The sequence below is a fragment of the Arthrobacter sp. efr-133-R2A-63 genome (assembly GCF_030209795.1).
Classification (GTDB): Bacteria; Actinomycetota; Actinomycetes; order Actinomycetales; family Micrococcaceae; genus Arthrobacter; species Arthrobacter bambusae_A.
This window is the reverse complement of the sequence record NZ_JARVRG010000019.1, coordinates 1-17,922: the sequence shown is the minus strand read 5'-3', so window position 1 is coordinate 17,922 and position 17,922 is coordinate 1. Positions and strand designations below refer to the sequence as shown.

The following is a 17,922-nucleotide window of genomic DNA, read 5'->3' as shown; positions in this document are numbered from 1 at the left end:
AATCGTCGTCGGCGTTTGGCCTTGCCGCCAAGGCGATGCCAAGCGAGGCGCCGCCGGGGAGTGCGGCTGGAGCGGGCGGAATTGGGGCTGACTGCACTGTCGCGAAATCGGCGCGTGCCACGATGACTCCTTTGTCATGGATTGATAGCACTCTCTACTAAACGCCGCGAGCCGTCCCGGCGCACGGCAATTGTCCGGGTTGCCGTCTGGGTGTCCAGATGGGAGCGGCACTTCCCATCACTGGTGAGCGAGGGTTTGGGAAATGCCCGCTATACGTGAGCGAGGGTTTGGGAACGGGGCGGGCAGCTATCCTTCACGCCACAGCGGCAACGGGACCACACTGCGGCTGCGTCCGGACTCGTCCAAGACGTGCCCGAGGCGTTTGTAGTTGCGGACAACGGCTTGCCGGGAGATCACGGCGCTCCCCGACGCGCGCTCCGCCAGTTCGCGCTCGTGTCCCTGGACCTCCAGATAGTCGCGGACCCACAGTGTCACGAGCAGATTCTGGGCGCCCAGAACCTGGGCGCTGAGCCTGCAATTCGGCAGGGCCGCGAAATAGCGCCCGACGGCGTCAACATGGTGGGCGGGCACGTTCAGGATCAGACTGACTTCCCTTAATCCTTGTTGTGCGGAAACGGACGTATCGCACCTCAGCGTCATGTAGCCGGACGCGAGGAACCGCTCCACCCGCCGTCGTGCCGTCTGGGGTGAGACGTTGCAGGCTGCCCCCAGTTCCGCCCAACTGGCGCGTCCGTCCTTGGCCAGTTCCGCCAGGAGGGACGCGTCGAGCCGATCGGGCGCGTAGGCGGCCGGCGCGGGCAGGGGTTCTGCAGACATGAGCCGTGCCCGCACAGGTTCGAGGGTGCCGCTGCGCCAATCGGAAGCCTGCCGGTACAGCTTGGTGACGAAAACGACCTCCCGGTGCGTCACTCCGGGGAGGCCCGCGAAGGAGCCGGTCACGATATCCATGAGCTCTTCGTGGCTTGAGGCGAAGCAGTCGATGAAGAGGTCGTGCGAGCCGGACACCAGCGACACGGTGCCGAATGCCGGCTCCACGCACAGTCGCTGGACGAGGGCTTCGTTCTCGCTCGGCAGCGAAGAAAGACTGATGAACGCCGACCAGCCCGCACTCAGATAGCGCGGACCCGGGGCCGGGGTGATCCACGCCAGTCCCTGCTCAGCAAGGGCGTTCCAGCGGCGCGCGACGGTAGGCCCGGACAACCCCAGGACGTCCCCGATACGGCTCCAGTCCGCGCGGGGATTGATCTGCAGGGCATTGACGATTTCAAGATCAGTTTCGGAGATCATGGCTGATTCCTTCAAAATTCACGATTCTCAGACGATTTCAAACAAATTCCTAGCCAGTGTAGACGGCAGACCTAACGTTGTGACTCGCATCACCCACTCGCATCCAAAGCCCCCACCACTCAAGGAAGCACATGGCAAGCAAGACAGCACCTCCAGCAACGGCGGCAGTCGCACGCCGGACCATCACGGGAATGATCGTGGCGATGGCCCTGATCGAATCGCTCAGCGGAGTCACCCAGGGTTACCTGAACCCGATCCTCCCCGCCTTGGGGCCGGCGTTTTCGATCGACGACCCCACCATCAACGGTATTTTCCTGATCTCGAACGTGAGCTTTGCCGTGCTCACGCCGATCATTTCGCGGCTCGGCGACAGCTACGGCTACCGGCTCGTCCTCCGCTGGTCGACGGCGGTCGTCGCGGCAGGCGTCCTCATGATGGCGTTGTGGCCGTCGCTGTGGACGGTGACGATCGGCGTCGTTATGCTCACGTGCGTTGTAGGCTTCATCCCGCTCATGATGGGCATCTTGCGGGTGACCAGCCCGGCGCAGACGCGCACTGGAGTCAGCGTGATGATCGGCATGCTCATGATCATGGTTGGTGCAGGCGGTCTGTTCGGCGGGATCATCGGCGTCGACGATCCCACCCTCGGATTCTGGGTAGCGGTGCCGTTCGCGGTCGTGGGGCTGCTTTGCTCCTTCGTCCTGCCCGACGCCGGAACCCCCACCCGCGAGGGACTCGCCCTGGTGCCGCTCATGGCGTGTTCCCTCGGACTGATCGGCTTCGTAGTGGCACTTTCGATGGGCCCTGACTGGGGTTGGTTGGATGCCAAGACGCTCGGCTCCGGAATCCTCGGCCTCGCTTTGTTGGCCTATTGGGCGGTCCTGGACTCTCGAAACGTGAACGGTAAGCGCTTCATGGACCTGCGGATGCTTGCCATCCCGCGGATCCGGACGGTCTCGCTGGCCACCTTCTTCTTCGGTTTCGCCTCCATCAGCTACTTCGGCACCAATGGGATCTTCCTGTATTCAAACCCGGACAAGACCGGCTACGGCTTCGCGCTGAGCCCTCTCATGATCGCCGTCGTCCTGGCCGCCGCATCGGTGCTCTCGCTGCTCTCCTCGCTTCTGACCTCAAAGGCCCTCAGACTGTTCGGCGAACGTGCCACCCTGGTATTTGCGGGCGTCCTGCTGGCGGGCGGCTTCGTGGTCATGGCAGCTGCGCACGGCTCCCTGGCCGGCTACTGCACCGGATTCGCCATGTTCAACCTCAGCCTTGGCATGTACCAGGCGGGGACCCGCGCACTGTCCGTTGAGGGCGTTCCGCTCGAGGAAACCTCGACGGCGGCCGGACTCAATGAGCTGGCGCTGTCCGTTGGCATCGCGGTGGGTGCCGCCGTCGTGAAGCTCATTTCCTCGTCTTCGGTCCAGTCCGGCCACATCAGCGAGGGCGGCCTCCTGTCGATCTGGATTGCCCTCGCCATCGCGGCCCTGATCGCGGCTGCGTTAGCAGCCCGTTACCCGAAGCGCCACGCAACCGCAGGAATCGCCGTATGAAAGCCGCCGCCTCGAATGCCGTGGCTCTGGAAACCGCAATCCCCGTCACTGCCTCCTCCTCCACCGCCGTCGGGCGCTCCGTCTCTGCCGCGCTTGAGCGCTGGGAATCGGAAATCCTAGGCCTGAGCCACGCGATCCACGCTGATCCGGAGCTCAGCGGGCAGGAGTTCCGGGCAGCCAAGCGGGTTAGCCGGCTGCTCAGGAGCGCGGGCTTCAGCTTTGACGGTCCGCAGCCGATGCTCCCCGCTTCCTTCAGTGCGAGGTTCGGGACGGGAGAGCTGGTGGTCGCGTTGTGCGTTGAGTACGACGCGTTGCCGACCATCGGGCACGCCTGCGGACACAACGTGAACGCCGCGTCTGCTGTGGGCGCTGCACTCGCGCTCGCTCCCGTCGCTGAAGAGCTGGGGATCACCGTCAAGGTCCTCGGCACCCCGGCAGAAGAGACGAGCGGCGGCAAGGTCGATCTCATTGGCGAGGGCTTCTTCGACGACGTATCCCTGGCGATGATGGCCCATGCCGGCGCCGAGGACGTCATCGGCGGCTCATCGTTGGCCATGGGGATGTGGGACGTGCTTTATGAAGGCCGCGCGGCCCACGCCGCGGCCGCCCCGTCCGAAGGGGTCAACGCTCTCGATGCACTCGTGATTGCACAGACGGCCATTGCCTTGGGGCGGCAACAGCTTCCGCCCGGCTCGGTTGTTTCGCTGATAGTGACGGAAGGCGGGAGCGCCGTCAACGTCATACCGGAGCGGGCCCGGGCGAGCGTCGAAATGCGCTCGCCGAGCCTCAAGAACCTGCGAACCATAGAGGACCGCGTGAGGCGCTGTCTGGAAGCGGGCGCCCTTGCCAGCGGGAGCACACTCAAGGTCACGCCCACGGGCAATGCCTACGCAGAACTTAGGCAGGACCGGTACCTTTCCGAGGCCTACCGGGAAGCGATGTCCTCCCGGGGGAGGGCTGTTGCGTTCAACGAAGAACCAGTGGCTTCAACAGACATGGGCAACGTCTCGCAACTGGTCCCAAGCATCCATCCGCTGCTCGGCTACGACGTCCACGGGGCCGCCCACCACACCGCCGAGTTTGCTGCCCACGGCTCATCGGCCTCCGCGGATCGTGCGGTTCTGGACGGCGCTTTCGGCCTGGCACTGGCGGCCTGCGCAGCGGCGGGCGATCCGCGGCAGCGGGAACGGCTGCTTCGCTAAACGCCGTGATCGTGGGTGCGGCTCCACAGCTGCGTACCGGCACGCAGGCCCCCGGGCCGCACCCACGAATTCACACCCTCGCATGCTCTGGTTCCCGCCGTCGAGCGGGGGGACAATGATCTCAGCAGTTCACGAGGGAGCGCGATGGGATTCTCGGGGCAACAAAAGACGTCGGCGGGCATGGCCGCATTTGGCCGCCCACGTGATCCCGTGATCGATCTCGCCCGGTTCTTCTGCCTCATCCTGGTGGTGCTCTCGCACTGCATGATGGTCAGCCCGGTCCTGCACCCCGACGGCACTGTCACCACCGAAAACACGCTCATGGAACAGCACTGGTTCGAACCCGTCCTGTGGGTGTTCCAAGTGATGCCGCTGTTCTTCGTCCTCGGCGGCATCACGGGACTGGAGTCTTGGCGGCGGTTACGCTCGCGCGGCGGCTCCGGCATCGACTACGCGCAATTGCGGCTCTTGCGCCTCATCCGTCCGGCAACCGCGCTGCTGGCCTCAATGTTCGTCGGGCTGTGGGCCGCGAGGCTCCTCGGCGTCGACCCGGAGGTAGTCCAGCTCATCGCGACCGGCGCGGGCATGCCCTTGTGGTTCCTGGCCGCGTACCTCGCTACGCAATTGAGCGTTCCGGTCCTGGCCCGGCTGCATGGACATTCCCCGTGGTTGACCCTCGGCGGGCTCGTGGCGGCCGTGATCACCCTGGACTCGCTGCGCGGGGCGTTTCCGATGCTCGCCTTCGTCAACATGCTCTTTGTGTGGTGCGCGGTCCAGCAATTCGGTTTCTTCATTGCCGACGGCATCTTCGCCGGACGCAGCCGGGGCTGGTTCGTCGGGTTGATCGTCGGCAGCAACCTGCTGCTGGGGCTCGTGACCGGAATCGGGGTCTACTCCGGAAACATGATCGTCGACCTCAACCCGCCGAACTTCTGCATGCTTCTACTCGGCCTGTCCCAGGCAGCAACCCTGCAATTACTGCGCCCCGGACTTGACTGGGCGGCCGGCGTGCGCTGGATCCGATGGGTAGTGGCGGTGGCGGGCCGGCGGTCCATGACGGTCTATCTGTGGCATTTGCCGCTACTCGCGGGCATGTCCGGGCTGCTTCTCCTCACGGACTTCCCCAAGCCGGCGGCCGGTACCGCCGAATGGTGGTGGGCCCGCCCGCTGGTCCTGCTCGGCGTCCTCCTGCTTTTGCTTCCGGTCCTGCTCCTGTGCGGCAGGCTCGAAGAGCGCCCGACGGCGGCCATCCACGCGCGCGGCAGGACGCACGTCGCGGTGGTGACTGCCGCCGTCGTGGTCTTCATCCCGGTGGTGGACGCCGCCTTCAACGGACTCACGCTGACCCTCCTCGGCGGGGGAGCCGCGTGCTTCGCGCTGGGAGTGTTGTTGCTGGGACGGGTGCCGGCCGGCGTCCTTGCTGCGGCGGTTCCCGACGGGCCTGCGGTGCCATTGCCAGAGCCCGGTTTACGTGCGAATCTCGACTCATGACTGAGTTCACGGATTCAACCGAAGAGTCGTTCAGCCCGGGCGTGACAACGGTCAGGAATGACAAATTCCACCGTTACGAGCTTCTGGTTGACGGTGAAGTAGCCGTGATCTCACAGTTCATGGACAAACCCGGCCACATTGATTTCCTCCACACCGAAACGCGCCCGCAGTTCAAAGGCCGCGGGTTGGCCAAGGTCCTCGCGCACTTTGCCTTGGACGACGTCGTCGCCTCCGGCAAGCGGATCATCCCGCATTGCCCGTTCATTGCCGCCTATCTGCGCAAGCACGAGGGTTACGAGCTCGACGTCGATTGGCCGCCGGAACCGCCCGTAGGGGAAGCGGACAACGAGTAGCGGGCCCGCCTAGCTACCTAGGGCGGAGTGCTGGAACTATCGCTGCTTGTGGCGGGCCTTCGTAAGATTCAAGTCACATGCAATTTCGGCTGTCACACTGGATTGCTATGGGGCAAGTTTCAGAAGACGGTTCGAATGGCGGGGACGCGTCGTTGGCTGTCGGGCACAGCGACCCTCAAATCATGGCCATGGTGCGTGAAGGCGACGCTTCCGCATTCGATGTACTGTTCCGGCGACATGTGGCAGCGGCCCAGTTTGTTGCCCGCGCCCAGACGGACAATGTCAGTGACGCCGACGACGTAGTGGCCGAGGCGTTCGCTTCGATTTTCCAAGCCCTCATCGAGGGCAAAGGACCTGACCAGTTTTTCCGTTCCTATCTTCTGACCGCCGTCCGGCGAATTGCCTACGACCGGAACCGGAAGGCCAGGCGTACCCAGATCGTGGGCGACGTCGACGTCTTGGATACGGTTTCCGTCGATGCGGACACCGTATTGGACGCCTTCGAGTCCAGCACCATGGCGAAGGCGTTCAGATCGCTTCCGGAACGCTGGCAGGCCGCCCTCTGGCATGTGGACATCGAGGGCCTGAAACCTGCGGCAGCCGCACCATTCATCGGGTTGAGCCCCAACGGCGTCTCCTCGCTCGTGATCCGGGCGCGTGAAGGGCTCCGGCAGGCCTACTTGCAAAACCACATCACGGTGGTCAGCGACGACTCATGCGTTGAATTTTCGAGCCAGCTCGGAAAGTACGCACGCGGCGGCCTGAAACGTGCGTCGTACGAAAAAGTCAAGGCGCATTTGGATGAGTGTTCGAAGTGCACGGCTGTGCTCGTCGAACTCAACGATGTCCAGGCGGGCATGAGGGCTCTTGTCTTCCCCTTGGTGGTCGGAGTGGTCTTCACGCCGGCGGTGACTGCCGGATTCCTCCCCGGAACCGCGCTGCTGGAGTCGCTTTTTCCCGGCGGGGTTCTTCCGGAGCCTTTTCTTTCCGAGCCGTTCCTTCCGGGACAGTCGGAACCGGCCGCAGCCGGACTGCGCTCGGTGGGGGAATTCTGGAAGATTGCGGTCGCCGCGCTGGTCCTCGGGGGCCTCGCGATTGCAGGCATCCTCATGTGGCTTGGACAAACCGGCCCGGCGCCCATCGCTGAAGCCGAAGTCCCGAGCATCGCGCCACCGTCAGCCCAGCAGTCCGCGCCGGAACGCGCCCCGACGGCACCCCCGCCAAGCCCGGTGCCGACGTCGGACCCGCCGGCCGTTGCCGAACTGCAACCCGCAGCGCCCGCGCCAATGGCTCCCGAAGCAGTTCCCGTGCCGCACGAGACGGCCAGGGTGGTTGATTCCGGGACCGGCATCACGAACCCCGTTTCGCGGATGGGCTCGTTGACGATCCATAAGTTTGAGAAGCCGGCGACTCCGAGCAAGCTGCCGAATGACGGAACGGCACTGACCGCCGCCCAGCTGGAGGGACTGACCCCGATGGCGGGGGTGACGTTCACAGTGCAGAAGGTGAACAACATTGACCTGACGACCAACGCGGGCTGGACTGCCGCGGCTGCCTTGACGCCGGCCCAGGCCGCGGCGCAGGCTGGGCCCGGTTCGTCGGTCACGACCGGCGCCGCGGGAACCGCGACTCTGGGGAATCTTCCTTTGGGCTTGTATCTGGTGACGGAGACCGGCTACCCGGCCGGTGTCACTCCTTCGGCGCCGTTCCTGGTGACCCTTCCCATGACGGATCCGGCGGGCGGGACGGGCTGGTTGTATGACGTGAACGTCTATCCGAAGAACGCGGTGACGACAGCCACGAAGACCGTGAGCGATGCGTCCGTGGTCAAGCTCGGTGACAACGTGCAGTGGACCATCACCTCCGATATTCCCAATGTCAGCCCGATTGATGGATACCGGGTCGTGGACAAGCTGGATCCGAAGTTGAGCTACACGAACTCGACGGTGGCGCTTTCGAACAGCGCGGCGTTGGTGTTGAATACGGACTACACGATCGTGTTCGATGCGGCCTCGAACACCCTCACGGTCGATTTCACCGCCCGTGGCCGGGCGGTCCTGGCTGAGAATCCGGCGGCGAAGGTCCTGGTCACGGTGAACACCGCCGCGAACACGGTCGGTGAGATCACGAACACCGCCCTCGTGTATCCCAATGCGGCCAGCTTCACCATCACTCCGGGCCAGCCCGGAGGTCCGGTGGTCACGCCTCCGGTCGCGGTGACGAAGTGGGGCGACATCGTCCTGCACAAGAAGGATTCCCAGAGTTCGGCTGCCCTGTCCGGTGCGGTGTTCTCGGTGTACCCGAGCCGGGCCGATGCCCTGGCGGGTACGAACGCGATCAGCGTCGGAGGTGCCAGTTCCTGGACCACCGATGCCAGCGGGAACCTGGTGATCTCCGGCCTGCGCTACTCCAACAGGGCGAACGGAAAGGCCGTCAGCCCAGGTCAGCCGGGCTACCAGTCGTACTGGCTGGTCGAGACCAAGGCCCCGTCCGGGTACGCGCTCCTCACCGAGCCGGTCGAGACCGCTGTGATCAGCGACGACCCCTCCGCTGTCACGGTGACGATCGGCAATGTCAAGCAGAATGCCGGATTCCAGCTGCCGCTCACGGGCACGGGAACCTGGGGACTGACCGCGGGCGGGATCCTTGTGCTGGCTGGCGCAGCCCTGTTCATGGCCACCGGGCGCCGGAGGCCAACCGAAGCGAAATAGGCGACGGTCCGCCCGGAACGTGACCCGCCGATGACACGTTCCGAAAATTTGTTCCCGTTTCCGCGTCACGATCTGAGAATTGCTCCCACTGTTTCAGTGGGTGGCCGTTTCTCCCTCCTTCATTCAAAAATTTGAATCTGTTTTCTGCGACACGAATCGCGGGAAGCGCGTACTTGATGGCTAGAGACCACCTGTGTGCCCGCTCCCGAAAGTGATGCAAGAAAAGCCTATGAAGCAGTCCCTTCCAGCCAAGCTACTGGCAATTCTCCTCACCGCAACGATTGTCGGCCTTGGCTTAGGCGGCACCGTGCCTTCACCCGCATATGCGACGACGCCCGGAACCCCGGGAGTGCCACAGGCTGGTACGCCGGTCTACACCGAGGACTTCAGCAATCAGGATGCTTCGGCGGCTGCCATCAACATCCTGAACTACACCGGCGGTGCGGCAGCCGCGTTCTCGACGTACACGGCGGACCCGCAATGGACGCCGGCTGGAAACCAGTGCAACGGCTGGATCATGAGTTGGACCACGCCCAACCCTCCGGCCTCAGACGCTGGTTGCCAGCGCAATCTCGGCACCACGTGGCCCTCGCTACGGAGCATGGCCCAAGCACTCGGCGTGGCGCAGGGGCAGAGCCCGGCGCAAGCACAAACGAATCAGGCTCTGACGGAGTACACGAATGCCTTGAGCGGTTCCATCACAGCCGGCACGGAATTCCGCACAGTGAAGACCATTCCCGCGATCGCCGGGCACTACTACGCTGTGTCGGCCTATTTCGCGGCTGTGAACTGTCCTGCCCAGGGCGGCGCCAGTCAACCGCAGGAGACATTCAGTCTTCTCGTGAACGGCACTCCGATCGTGCTGAGCTCCGGACTGAACCCATGCACCAGTTCCACTGACTGGTCGACCCAGGTGACCAAATTGCAGTCGGCGGCGTACATGGTTCCGAACGGAACGACCGCGAACCTCGGGCTGTCTCTGTACAACGCCCAGACCAGTGGCTCGGGTAACGACGTGGCGTTCGACCTGCCCCAGATCGTCGACGTGACCCCGCAGTTGGACAAGTCGTTCAGTCCGGCGCTCATCGCCCCCGGCCAGGCCTCCACCGTGACGCTCACGGTGACCAATACCAGCGACCTGAAGGCGAAGAACGACTGGAGCATCACCGATACGCTGCCCGCCGGCGTCGTGATCGCCCCTAACCCCACGATCGGCGGGACGTGTGCCCAGGTGGCCGGTGCCGCATTCGTCAAAACGGGAGTCGCCGGATCGAACACCTTCACGGCCACGGGCGGTGATCTTGCCGTAGGGCAGGCATCCTGCACCATCACGTTCAATGTGACGGCAGCTGGAGAGGGGACGTATGTCAACGGTCCCGCGAACATCGTGACCAACCTCAACCCGCCCGCGAACGCCACGCTGACCGTCCGAGCTCCGCGGATCGCACTCACCAAGGCTCTCGGAGCGCCGCGTCAGGCGGCAACGGACCAGTTCACCGTGCAGATCCGCACCGGCGGGGCGGCGGGCGCGGTAGTCAACAACCCCACCAACTCGACCACGACAGGTACGGGATCGTCAGTAACTGCGGGAACCGGCACCACCGGCGCCTACGTGGCCACGGCTGGAACTGTGTATACCCTGACCGAAGCGGCCGCCGGTACGGCCAACCTTGCAAACTATGCCGGCTCCATTACCTGTACGGACTCGTTCGGCCTTCAGCCCGGTTTGCCCGTCGGTGCCGCGTTCAGCGGTTCGCTGGCCATCACCCCGGTGGCCGGGGCGAACATTACCTGCACCTTGTCAAACACCGCCCAGCCGATCATCAACGTAGCCAAGCAGCCCGGCACGGTCACCGGTCCGGATGCGAACGGCGACTTGGTCGCCAACTACACCGTCACCGTGGCCAACACCGGCTCGGTGGCCGGGACCTACGGCACCCTGGCCGACACTCCGGCGTTCGCCCCGAACCTGGCTGCAACGAGTGCTGCTTGGACGACTACCGGGACCGGCGCTCCTGCTGGTGGATCGTCGTCGACCGCCGGCCCTTACACCCTGGCTCCGGCGGGTTCTGCCATCGGTCCAGGGGTCACGCAGACCTTCAACCTCGCGGTGACGTTCCACTACACGAACACCACACCAGTGCCGGCGTGCGCCGGCCCGGGGACGGGTCTGTTCAACTCCGTTGCCTTGCCGCCTGGCCAGGAGCAAGGTCCGACGACGGACAACTCCGCCTGCGACGCCCTCACCCCCAATTTAGTGGCCTCCAAGAGCGTGGACCCCGTGGCCGGCACCATGGTCCAGCCCGGGCAGGTTCTGAGCTACTCGCTGACCTTCGATAACACGACCGGTACTGCCCCGGCCGCTGTCAGTTTCACCGACTGGCTCGGAGACGTTCTGGACGCCTCGAGCTTCGTGGCCAACTCCATCACCGCAACCTCCACGAGCGGGACCCCCTTGCTTGTCACGAACAACTCGGGCGCAACGCCGAAAACCTTGGCCGTCACGGGCACCGTGGCTGCCGGCGCGAAGAGCGTCGTCACGTATCAGGTGAAGGTCAATAGCGCCGGCAATCTGGGTGATGCTTCGCTCGAGAACTACCTGACACCATCAACCACCATCACTCCGCCAACGAGCTGCCCGGCTGGAAGTGCCACCTGCACGGTCAATCCCGTGGGCGTGTGGACCCTGGGCAAGACAGCATCCCCTGCTTCCGGAACCTCCATCAACCCGGGCGATCCAAGCGCAAACAGGGTGATCACGTATGCGGTGACGGCCACCAACTCCACCGCCAACCCCATCACAGGTGTCATCCTCACCGATGACCTGAGCCAGGTACTGAACAACGCCACGTTCACCGCGGGGTCCGCGAACCTGACCGTCAATGGCAGTACACCCCTCGCAGTCCCGGATCCGGGTACCGGCAGCACGTTGGCGACTCCTTCATTTACTCTGCCCGGCAACGGCACGGCAGTGTTGACCTACTCGGTGACGGTCAACACGAATGCATGGCTCGTCATCGTGAAGAACGGGGCAACCGGCAACGGGATCGTCCCTCCGGCACGATGCGTCACCGGAGGCTCGGCGCCACTTGACCCTGCATGTTTCACCACGAATCCCACTACTGGCCACCTGTTCCTGCAAAAGGCAGGACCCGGGGCAACCCAGGGTTCCACCGTCCCGCTGACCGGCTCGACCTTTGAAATCCACAACGATGCCGCCGGGCAAATGGGCCCCACCGTCGTCGGAGTGAACAGCCCAGTATCCGGGTCACCCGGACTGGTCGAGGTCAAAAATTTGCTTCCTGGGACCTACTGGCTGCTCGAAACCAAAGCCCCGGACGGCTACTCGCTTCTGGCCACCCCCGTGAAGTTCACTATTGCGCCGAACGGCAGCATCGCCTTGGACCCGGCCACCGCAGGAACGTCAGTAACAGCAAACAACCAGACCATCACCGTTCTGGATATGGCGTCCGTCAAGCTTCCATTCGCCGGTGGGCCAGGCACTGCCGACATCTTCGGCGGAACGGTTCTCGGGATCCTCGCCCTTATGACTTCCCTCGCCCTCATCGTCTTCAGGCGAGCGAACAAGACCCCACAAACCCAAACTCCTTAGCGCAGCTCCGCGCAAATCAATGGGGGAACAAGAAAGGAACACGATGAAATCATCGAAGGTGAGGCGCGGCATAATAGCCTCTTTCGCCGCAATAGCCTCAGCTGGGATGCTCGCCCTCGGAGCCGGAGGTGCACACGCGGCGAACACCGCGAACATCGATCCGTCCAAGACGGGTTCGTTGACCATCCATAAGTACGAGAAGCCGGCGACGCCGACGAACCTGCCTAACGATGGAACGGCACTGACCCCGGCCCAGACCGCGGCACTGACCCCGATGGCCGGGGTGACGTTCACAGTGCAGAAGGTCAACAACATTGACCTGACGACCAACGCGGGCTGGACTGCCGCGTCAGCCTTGACGCCGGCCCAGGCCGCGGCGCAGGCGGCCACCCCGGGCTCCACGACCACGACGGACGCGAACGGAACGGCGAGCCTGGGGAACCTTCCCCTGGGCCTGTATCTGGTGACGGAGACCGGCTATCCTGCCGGTGTCACTCCCTCGGCCCCGTTCCTGGTGACCCTTCCGATGACGGACCCCGCGGGCGGGAACAGCTGGCTGTATGACGTGAACGTCTATCCCAAGAACGCCGTGACTACAGCGACGAAGACCGTGAACGACGCCTCCGCGATCAAGCTTGGTGACGCGGTGACGTGGACCATCACGTCCGACATTCCCAACGTGAACCCGATCGATGGATACCGGATTGTCGACCAGCTCGATTCGAAGCTGAGCTACACCAGCTCGACAGTGGCGCTTTCGAACAACGCGGCACTGGTGTTGAACACCGATTACACGGTCGTGTTCGACACGGCCACGAATACCCTCACGGTCGACTTCACCGCCACCGGCCGGGCCGTGCTCGCGGCCAACCCCACGGCCAAGGTCCTGGTGACGGTGAACTCCACCGTCAGTACGGTCGGTGAGATCGCGAACACGGCTCTTGTCTACCCGAACGCGGCCAGCTTCACCATCACCCCGGGCCAGCCCAACGGTCCGGTCGTCACTCCTCCAGTTATTACCAAGTGGGGCGACATCGTGCTGCACAAGAAGGATTCCCAGAGCTCCGCGGCCCTGGCCGGTGCCGTGTTCGCGGTCTACCCGACCCAGGCCGATGCCCTGGCCGGCACGAACGCGATCAGCGTCGGAGGTGCCAGTTCCTGGACCACCGATGCCAGCGGCAACCTGGTGATCTCCGGACTGCGTTACTCCAACTGGGCCAACGGGGCAACAGTGACCCCGGGCCAGCCCGGCTACCAGAGCTACTGGCTTGTGGAGACCAAGGCCCCGTCCGGCTACGAGCTGCTCGCCCAGCCCGTCGAGACCATGGTCACCAGCAACGACCCGTCAGTGGTCACAGTGACGATCAACAACGTCCCGCACAACGCCGGGTTCCAGCTGCCCCTCACCGGTGGTGTGGGAACCTGGGCCCTGACCGCCGGAGGGATCCTCGTGCTGGCAGGCGCCGGTCTCTTCATGGTCACCGGCCGACGGAAGCGCAACGAGGCAAAGTAAACACCCCTCGGTGACCCGCATCCCTTGATGCAGGGTATGGGGCATCCGCCAGCATGGTGGATGCCCCATACCTCTCCCGTCCATCACAGCAAGAGGCCCCAATGCCCCAAACCCTCAAAGAATTCATGGAGGGTTCCGAAACCGGTCCGGACGGCGGCCGTCGGCGCCCCCAAAAAGGGACGCGTGGACGCACAAACATCAGGCGTGGCCATGCCGACCGGAGATTTGTGACCATGATGGTCGTTGCCGCCATCGGTCTGGGCCTGGTCCTCTACCCTCAGGCAGCCGACTGGTTCAGCTCGATATCCCACAACAACCAACTTTCCGGCTACGCGCAGGAAGTCGAACAGCTTGAACCCTCTGCCCGGACGAAAGTGTTGGACCGGGCACGCGAATACAACTCCCGGATCCCTGCCGGACAGCTGCGGGACCCGTACTCCGCCCACGCCCCGGCCCCGGCTTTGGAAGGGCAGCTGCGGGATTATCAGAGCCAGCTCAACGTCGCCAACGACGAGGTGATCGGAAGATTCCGCTACCCGTCCCTGAACATCGATCTGCCGATCTTCCACGGAACCAGCGACGACGTCCTTGCCAAAGGAGTCGGCCATCTCTATGGTTCTTCCCTTCCCGTCGGCGGCCCCGGCACTCACAGCGTGCTCACATCGCACTCGGGAATCCCGAACGCGGAACTCTTCAATCCCCTCCACAGCGCGAAAACGGGTGACATCTTTTCCACCGAAGTCATGGACCACACGTTCCTCTACAAAGTGGACAGGATCGAAGTGGTCAAGCCGGATGACATCTCCTCACTGAAAATCATCCCTGGCCAGGACTCCGTGACCTTGGTCACGTGCACACCCATTGGAGTCAACTCGCACCGGCTCCTTGTTCACGCCTCCCGGATCGCGGACATCCCCAAAGACGCGCCGGAACAGAAAACCCTCGCGGGACGCCAATCCAACATCGGATTCCCGTTCTGGGTGGTCTATTTCATCGGCGGCTTGCTCGCCTTCTACCTGGCTTCCCGGGCTTGGAACCGCCGGCCAAGCCGATGATTCAAACGCTTGAGGAACGCAAGGCCTGAAGCGCACCTACCCCCCGACAAGAAAGCACTGCAATGGCCTCACAATTCAAACTCTACGTTGACGCGGACGCCCACCTCCGGTTCCAACTCGTCACTGAAAATGGAGACGTCCTGCTCACTTCCAAGGCTTTTGAGGACGAGGATGCGGCCATCGCAGCAATCTGGTCAGTGCGCGAAGCCGCGGCCAAGGGACGCATCGTTGATCTCACCGTTTCGATGCCGGAAGACCGGCCCGCCGAATAAATCATGAACCCGGCATTTCGACGGTTCTTTCGGAAAGAACTTGCGACGTTCGCGACACGATTCATGTCCCCGCGACACATAGTTAGTGCCTGGCATGGGATGGAATGAGACTCCTGGCGGACCTGTGGGGCCGCAACGAAGGAGCTCGTTCCCGATGGACCGCATGCCAGGCCGTGCCCATGGGGCCGTGCGCCCCCATGCGACTCACGGCCCGGGGCGCGTGCGGGGATCAATGGATCCTTGCACGGCGTGCGGCTGGATCTGAGACCCCAGCCGCACGCCACCTCAGTCCTAGCTGAAGCGAGACGAATGCGCGGCGTCTTTCCTGCCATCCCGGGAAGGTGCCTACTTTTGTGCCTTCCGTTTCTGCCATTGCCAAGCGTGCCAGAACAGCAGCGTCGCCAAGATCAGGGCTGCGGCCAGGAGAAGCTGCGGGATCATGATTGTCAAGAAGTACGCGGGGGGCATCGTATTTCCCGGACTGGGGGTGAACGGGGTCATAGCCTCGTTGATGATCACCATGATGCCTATGACGAGCGCCACCTCCAGTGCCCACAGCCCGATGATGAACGGATTCACCGAGCCCCCTCGGACGGCCTCAGGTGTCTCTAGGTGATGCTCCAGTGAATTACCGTGCTCGTCGATTTCGCGGAATTCAATCCTGGCATGAGCTTCGTCCACTGTCTGTTCCCCCTTTTTGGGCAGCCGCTGCCCCGCCCTTCGGCGGTTTATACGGGCGCATTTTGAGGCACTCTACCGCGAGCACAGGAATCGAACGAGTACCGCCGTCAAGATGCCGCTTGACGGCCGGGGCGGACATCACCACACGGAGGGTTAACGGGGCTAGTCTGGGCGCATGACAACTCGTGCCAACGAACTCACCGCCTTGGTCACCGGGGCTACTGCAGGACTCGGCGCCCAATTCGCGCGCCAACTGGCCGAATCCGGCCATCACCTCGTCCTCGTGGCGCGCGACGAGGGGCGGCTGCGGGCAAGCGCTGAGGTGCTTGAGCGGGACTTCAGTATCTCGGTGGAGGTCCTGCCCGCGGACTTGACCTCCGACGTCGGGGTTGCGGCTGTTGCAGCCAGGCTGCGTGACGCTTCGCGGCCGGTGGACGTGCTGGTCAACAATGCTGGAATCGGATTGCTGAATTCTTTCGAGAAGAACGATGTGGAAGACGAAAAGCGGCATTTGCGAGTGCATGTCCAGACACCCCTGGAGCTGTGCCACGCGGCCTTGGAAGTGATGCTGGCACGCAAGTCCGGGAGGATCATCAACGTCGCGAGCGTTGCGGCGTTCGCGAACCGGGGAAGCTATTCGGCAGCCAAGGCTTGGCAAGTCAGCTTCAGCCGTTGGGCGAACACTGCTTATGCCCGCAGCGGTGTGAAGGTCACCGCGGTGTGCCCGGGGTTCACCCACACCGAATTCCACGATCGCATGGGCATGGACAAATCGGTGGCTCCGCGTTTCCTGTGGCTCAAGGCCGAGCGCGTTGTCCGGGAAGGACTGGAAGACAACGCCAAGGGCAAAGGGGTATCCATCCCGACGAAGCGGTACAAAGCGATCACCGCCGTCATGCGTTTCCTGCCGACGAAGCTTACGTCGGGTCCGCCCCGGAGGCCCCTGAAATAGATCAGCCCCGCGAAGTAAGCCGGGGCGCTTGGACCAGCACGGCCACGGCGATCCCGATCACGGCTCCCACGAGCGTCTCTACTCCGCGTTCCAGGACGAGCACTCCAGGATCCGCGGGCGCCGCCAACTGAGTCATGAGCAAGATGAACGGAGTGAAGAACACCATGGCCCAGCCGTAGTGCCGAGCCATGAACAACTCGGTGGGGAACTGGAAACCGATCACCAGCAGGGCCAGGATGATGGTGGTTTGCCCGGGGAAATAGTGCAGCGGAGAGAGCGGTCCCGGAAAGAGTACGACGGCGACAATCGCCAATCCGAGGAACGTCCCCACGATGCGGTGGATGCCGCGGTGCAGCCGCCCCGGGGTGTCGGCACCGGCCAGCGGGGCAGCTGCCGCGAACATGGCCCAGTGCGGGTGCCCGCTGCCCGTGAGCACTCCGCAAGCACCTGCCGCGCCGACGGCGAGCACATACCTTGCCGCGTGAAGCCCGGCTGCCTGCCGCAGCTGAGTGTTGAATGCCGGAATGTCCCGGATGGCGCCGCGTTCCCACCCCCGGTACCGAAGCCATCCGGCGAAGCCAACCACCATCGAGAACGCAGCCGATGCCGCGCAGATCAGGACTGCAGCGAAAAATGGAATGTGCGCGGGGACGGAAGCGCATGCCCCCAATGTCAGAATTCCGAAGAAGGGCCCGTTGGGCTTGAGCCGCACCTTGTCCGAGAACAGCGAGCCCACGCCTGCCAAGAGCGTCTCGACCACTACCAATCCCCACGAGTGGATATGGGAGACGGACAAGAACGTGCCCACCGAGACACCGGCCAGGAGCACCGCTGCAGCCTGGGCCTGGTGCTTGAGCCGCAATTGGTGCGACTCGGCACGGCCGTACATGCCGGTCAGGGCGCCGAACACGGCGTAGATGATGAGGTCCGCGCGGCCAACCGCAAGAAGCACCAGCGCCGGCACGGCGACGCTCAGTGCGACGCGGACGGCAGCCAGGTGATCGTTGCTTGCCGGTGGAACGGTATTGAGCGCACGGAAATGGGCCATGATTGATCGCAACGGGACACCACCAATCAATTCAGCCGATCATTGGGAAGTTATCAGCACCCCGAGATCCGCGCCATTAGCTGGGTCACAACGTTTCTCTGTGCGTCCCCACCCAACTAGTGGTGTGTCTCCAAAATAGCTAGAGGTGGGCTGTTAATATTGGTGCATGT

13 protein-coding genes are annotated in these 17,922 nt (G+C 63.8%); 10 read left to right on the top strand and 3 right to left on the bottom strand.

The features are described from left to right. Positions 1-306: 306 nt before the first annotated feature. The gene (locus QRN45_RS09940) at positions 307-1,308 is read right to left on the bottom strand and encodes an Lrp/AsnC family transcriptional regulator (RefSeq protein WP_284763204.1); all 1,002 of its coding nucleotides are present in this window, start codon (positions 1,306-1,308) and stop codon (positions 307-309) included. Positions 1,309-1,439: 131 nt separating this feature from the next. Here QRN45_RS09940 and QRN45_RS09935 point away from each other — a divergent pair, with 131 nt between their 5' ends. From QRN45_RS09935 to QRN45_RS09895, 9 genes are all read left to right on the top strand, one after another. Beyond that, positions 1,440-2,861 (top strand): MFS transporter, encoded by a 1,422-nt coding sequence (locus QRN45_RS09935; protein WP_284763203.1) that lies wholly within the window; start codon positions 1,440-1,442, stop codon positions 2,859-2,861. Further along, positions 2,858-4,063 carry a M20 family metallopeptidase gene (locus tag QRN45_RS09930; RefSeq protein ID WP_284763202.1) on the top strand — a complete coding sequence of 402 codons (1,206 nt, stop codon included), beginning with the start codon at positions 2,858-2,860 and terminating at the stop codon, positions 4,061-4,063. Before QRN45_RS09935 ends, QRN45_RS09930 begins: the two co-directional genes overlap by 4 nt. A 144-nt stretch (positions 4,064-4,207) precedes the next feature. Next, positions 4,208-5,554: an acyltransferase family protein gene (locus QRN45_RS09925; protein ID WP_284763201.1), complete on the top strand. Its 1,347-nt coding sequence runs from the start codon at positions 4,208-4,210 to the stop codon at positions 5,552-5,554. Continuing rightward, entirely contained in the window at positions 5,551-5,907 is a 357-nt protein-coding gene (locus QRN45_RS09920) for a GNAT family N-acetyltransferase (protein WP_241707208.1), read from the top strand. The genes QRN45_RS09925 and QRN45_RS09920 overlap by 4 nt, the downstream gene beginning before the upstream one ends. A 107-nt stretch (positions 5,908-6,014) precedes the next feature. Continuing rightward, entirely contained in the window at positions 6,015-8,618 is a 2,604-nt protein-coding gene (locus QRN45_RS09915; protein ID WP_284763200.1) for a SpaH/EbpB family LPXTG-anchored major pilin, read from the top strand. Between the two features lie 229 nt (positions 8,619-8,847). Continuing rightward, the gene (locus QRN45_RS09910; protein ID WP_284763199.1) at positions 8,848-12,231 is read left to right on the top strand and encodes a DUF7927 domain-containing protein; all 3,384 of its coding nucleotides are present in this window, start codon (positions 8,848-8,850) and stop codon (positions 12,229-12,231) included. A 19-nt stretch (positions 12,232-12,250) separates the two neighbouring features. After that, positions 12,251-13,744, top strand: coding sequence for a SpaH/EbpB family LPXTG-anchored major pilin (locus QRN45_RS09905; protein WP_350309763.1), 1,494 nt, complete (start codon positions 12,251-12,253; stop codon positions 13,742-13,744). A gap of 233 nt (positions 13,745-13,977) precedes the next feature. Then, entirely contained in the window at positions 13,978-14,799 is an 822-nt protein-coding gene (locus QRN45_RS09900) for a class C sortase (RefSeq protein ID WP_284763197.1), read from the top strand. Between the two features lie 62 nt (positions 14,800-14,861). Beyond that, positions 14,862-15,071, top strand: coding sequence for a YegP family protein (locus QRN45_RS09895; RefSeq protein ID WP_241707213.1), 210 nt, complete (start codon positions 14,862-14,864; stop codon positions 15,069-15,071). A gap of 345 nt (positions 15,072-15,416) precedes the next feature. On the opposite strand, the gene QRN45_RS09890 is transcribed toward QRN45_RS09895, so the two are convergent. Beyond that, positions 15,417-15,752 (bottom strand): hypothetical protein, encoded by a 336-nt coding sequence (locus tag QRN45_RS09890; protein ID WP_078106911.1) that lies wholly within the window; start codon positions 15,750-15,752, stop codon positions 15,417-15,419. 175 nt (positions 15,753-15,927) lie between these two features. Between QRN45_RS09890 and QRN45_RS09885 the strand changes: the two genes are divergently transcribed. Beyond that, positions 15,928-16,704: an SDR family NAD(P)-dependent oxidoreductase gene (locus tag QRN45_RS09885; RefSeq protein ID WP_284763196.1), complete on the top strand. Its 777-nt coding sequence runs from the start codon at positions 15,928-15,930 to the stop codon at positions 16,702-16,704. A gap of 1 nt (position 16,705) precedes the next feature. Here the strand turns inward: QRN45_RS09885 and QRN45_RS09880 are convergent, their stop codons facing one another. Continuing rightward, positions 16,706-17,752 (bottom strand): FUSC family protein, encoded by a 1,047-nt coding sequence (locus QRN45_RS09880; protein WP_284763195.1) that lies wholly within the window; start codon positions 17,750-17,752, stop codon positions 16,706-16,708. Positions 17,753-17,922 lie beyond the last annotated feature (170 nt).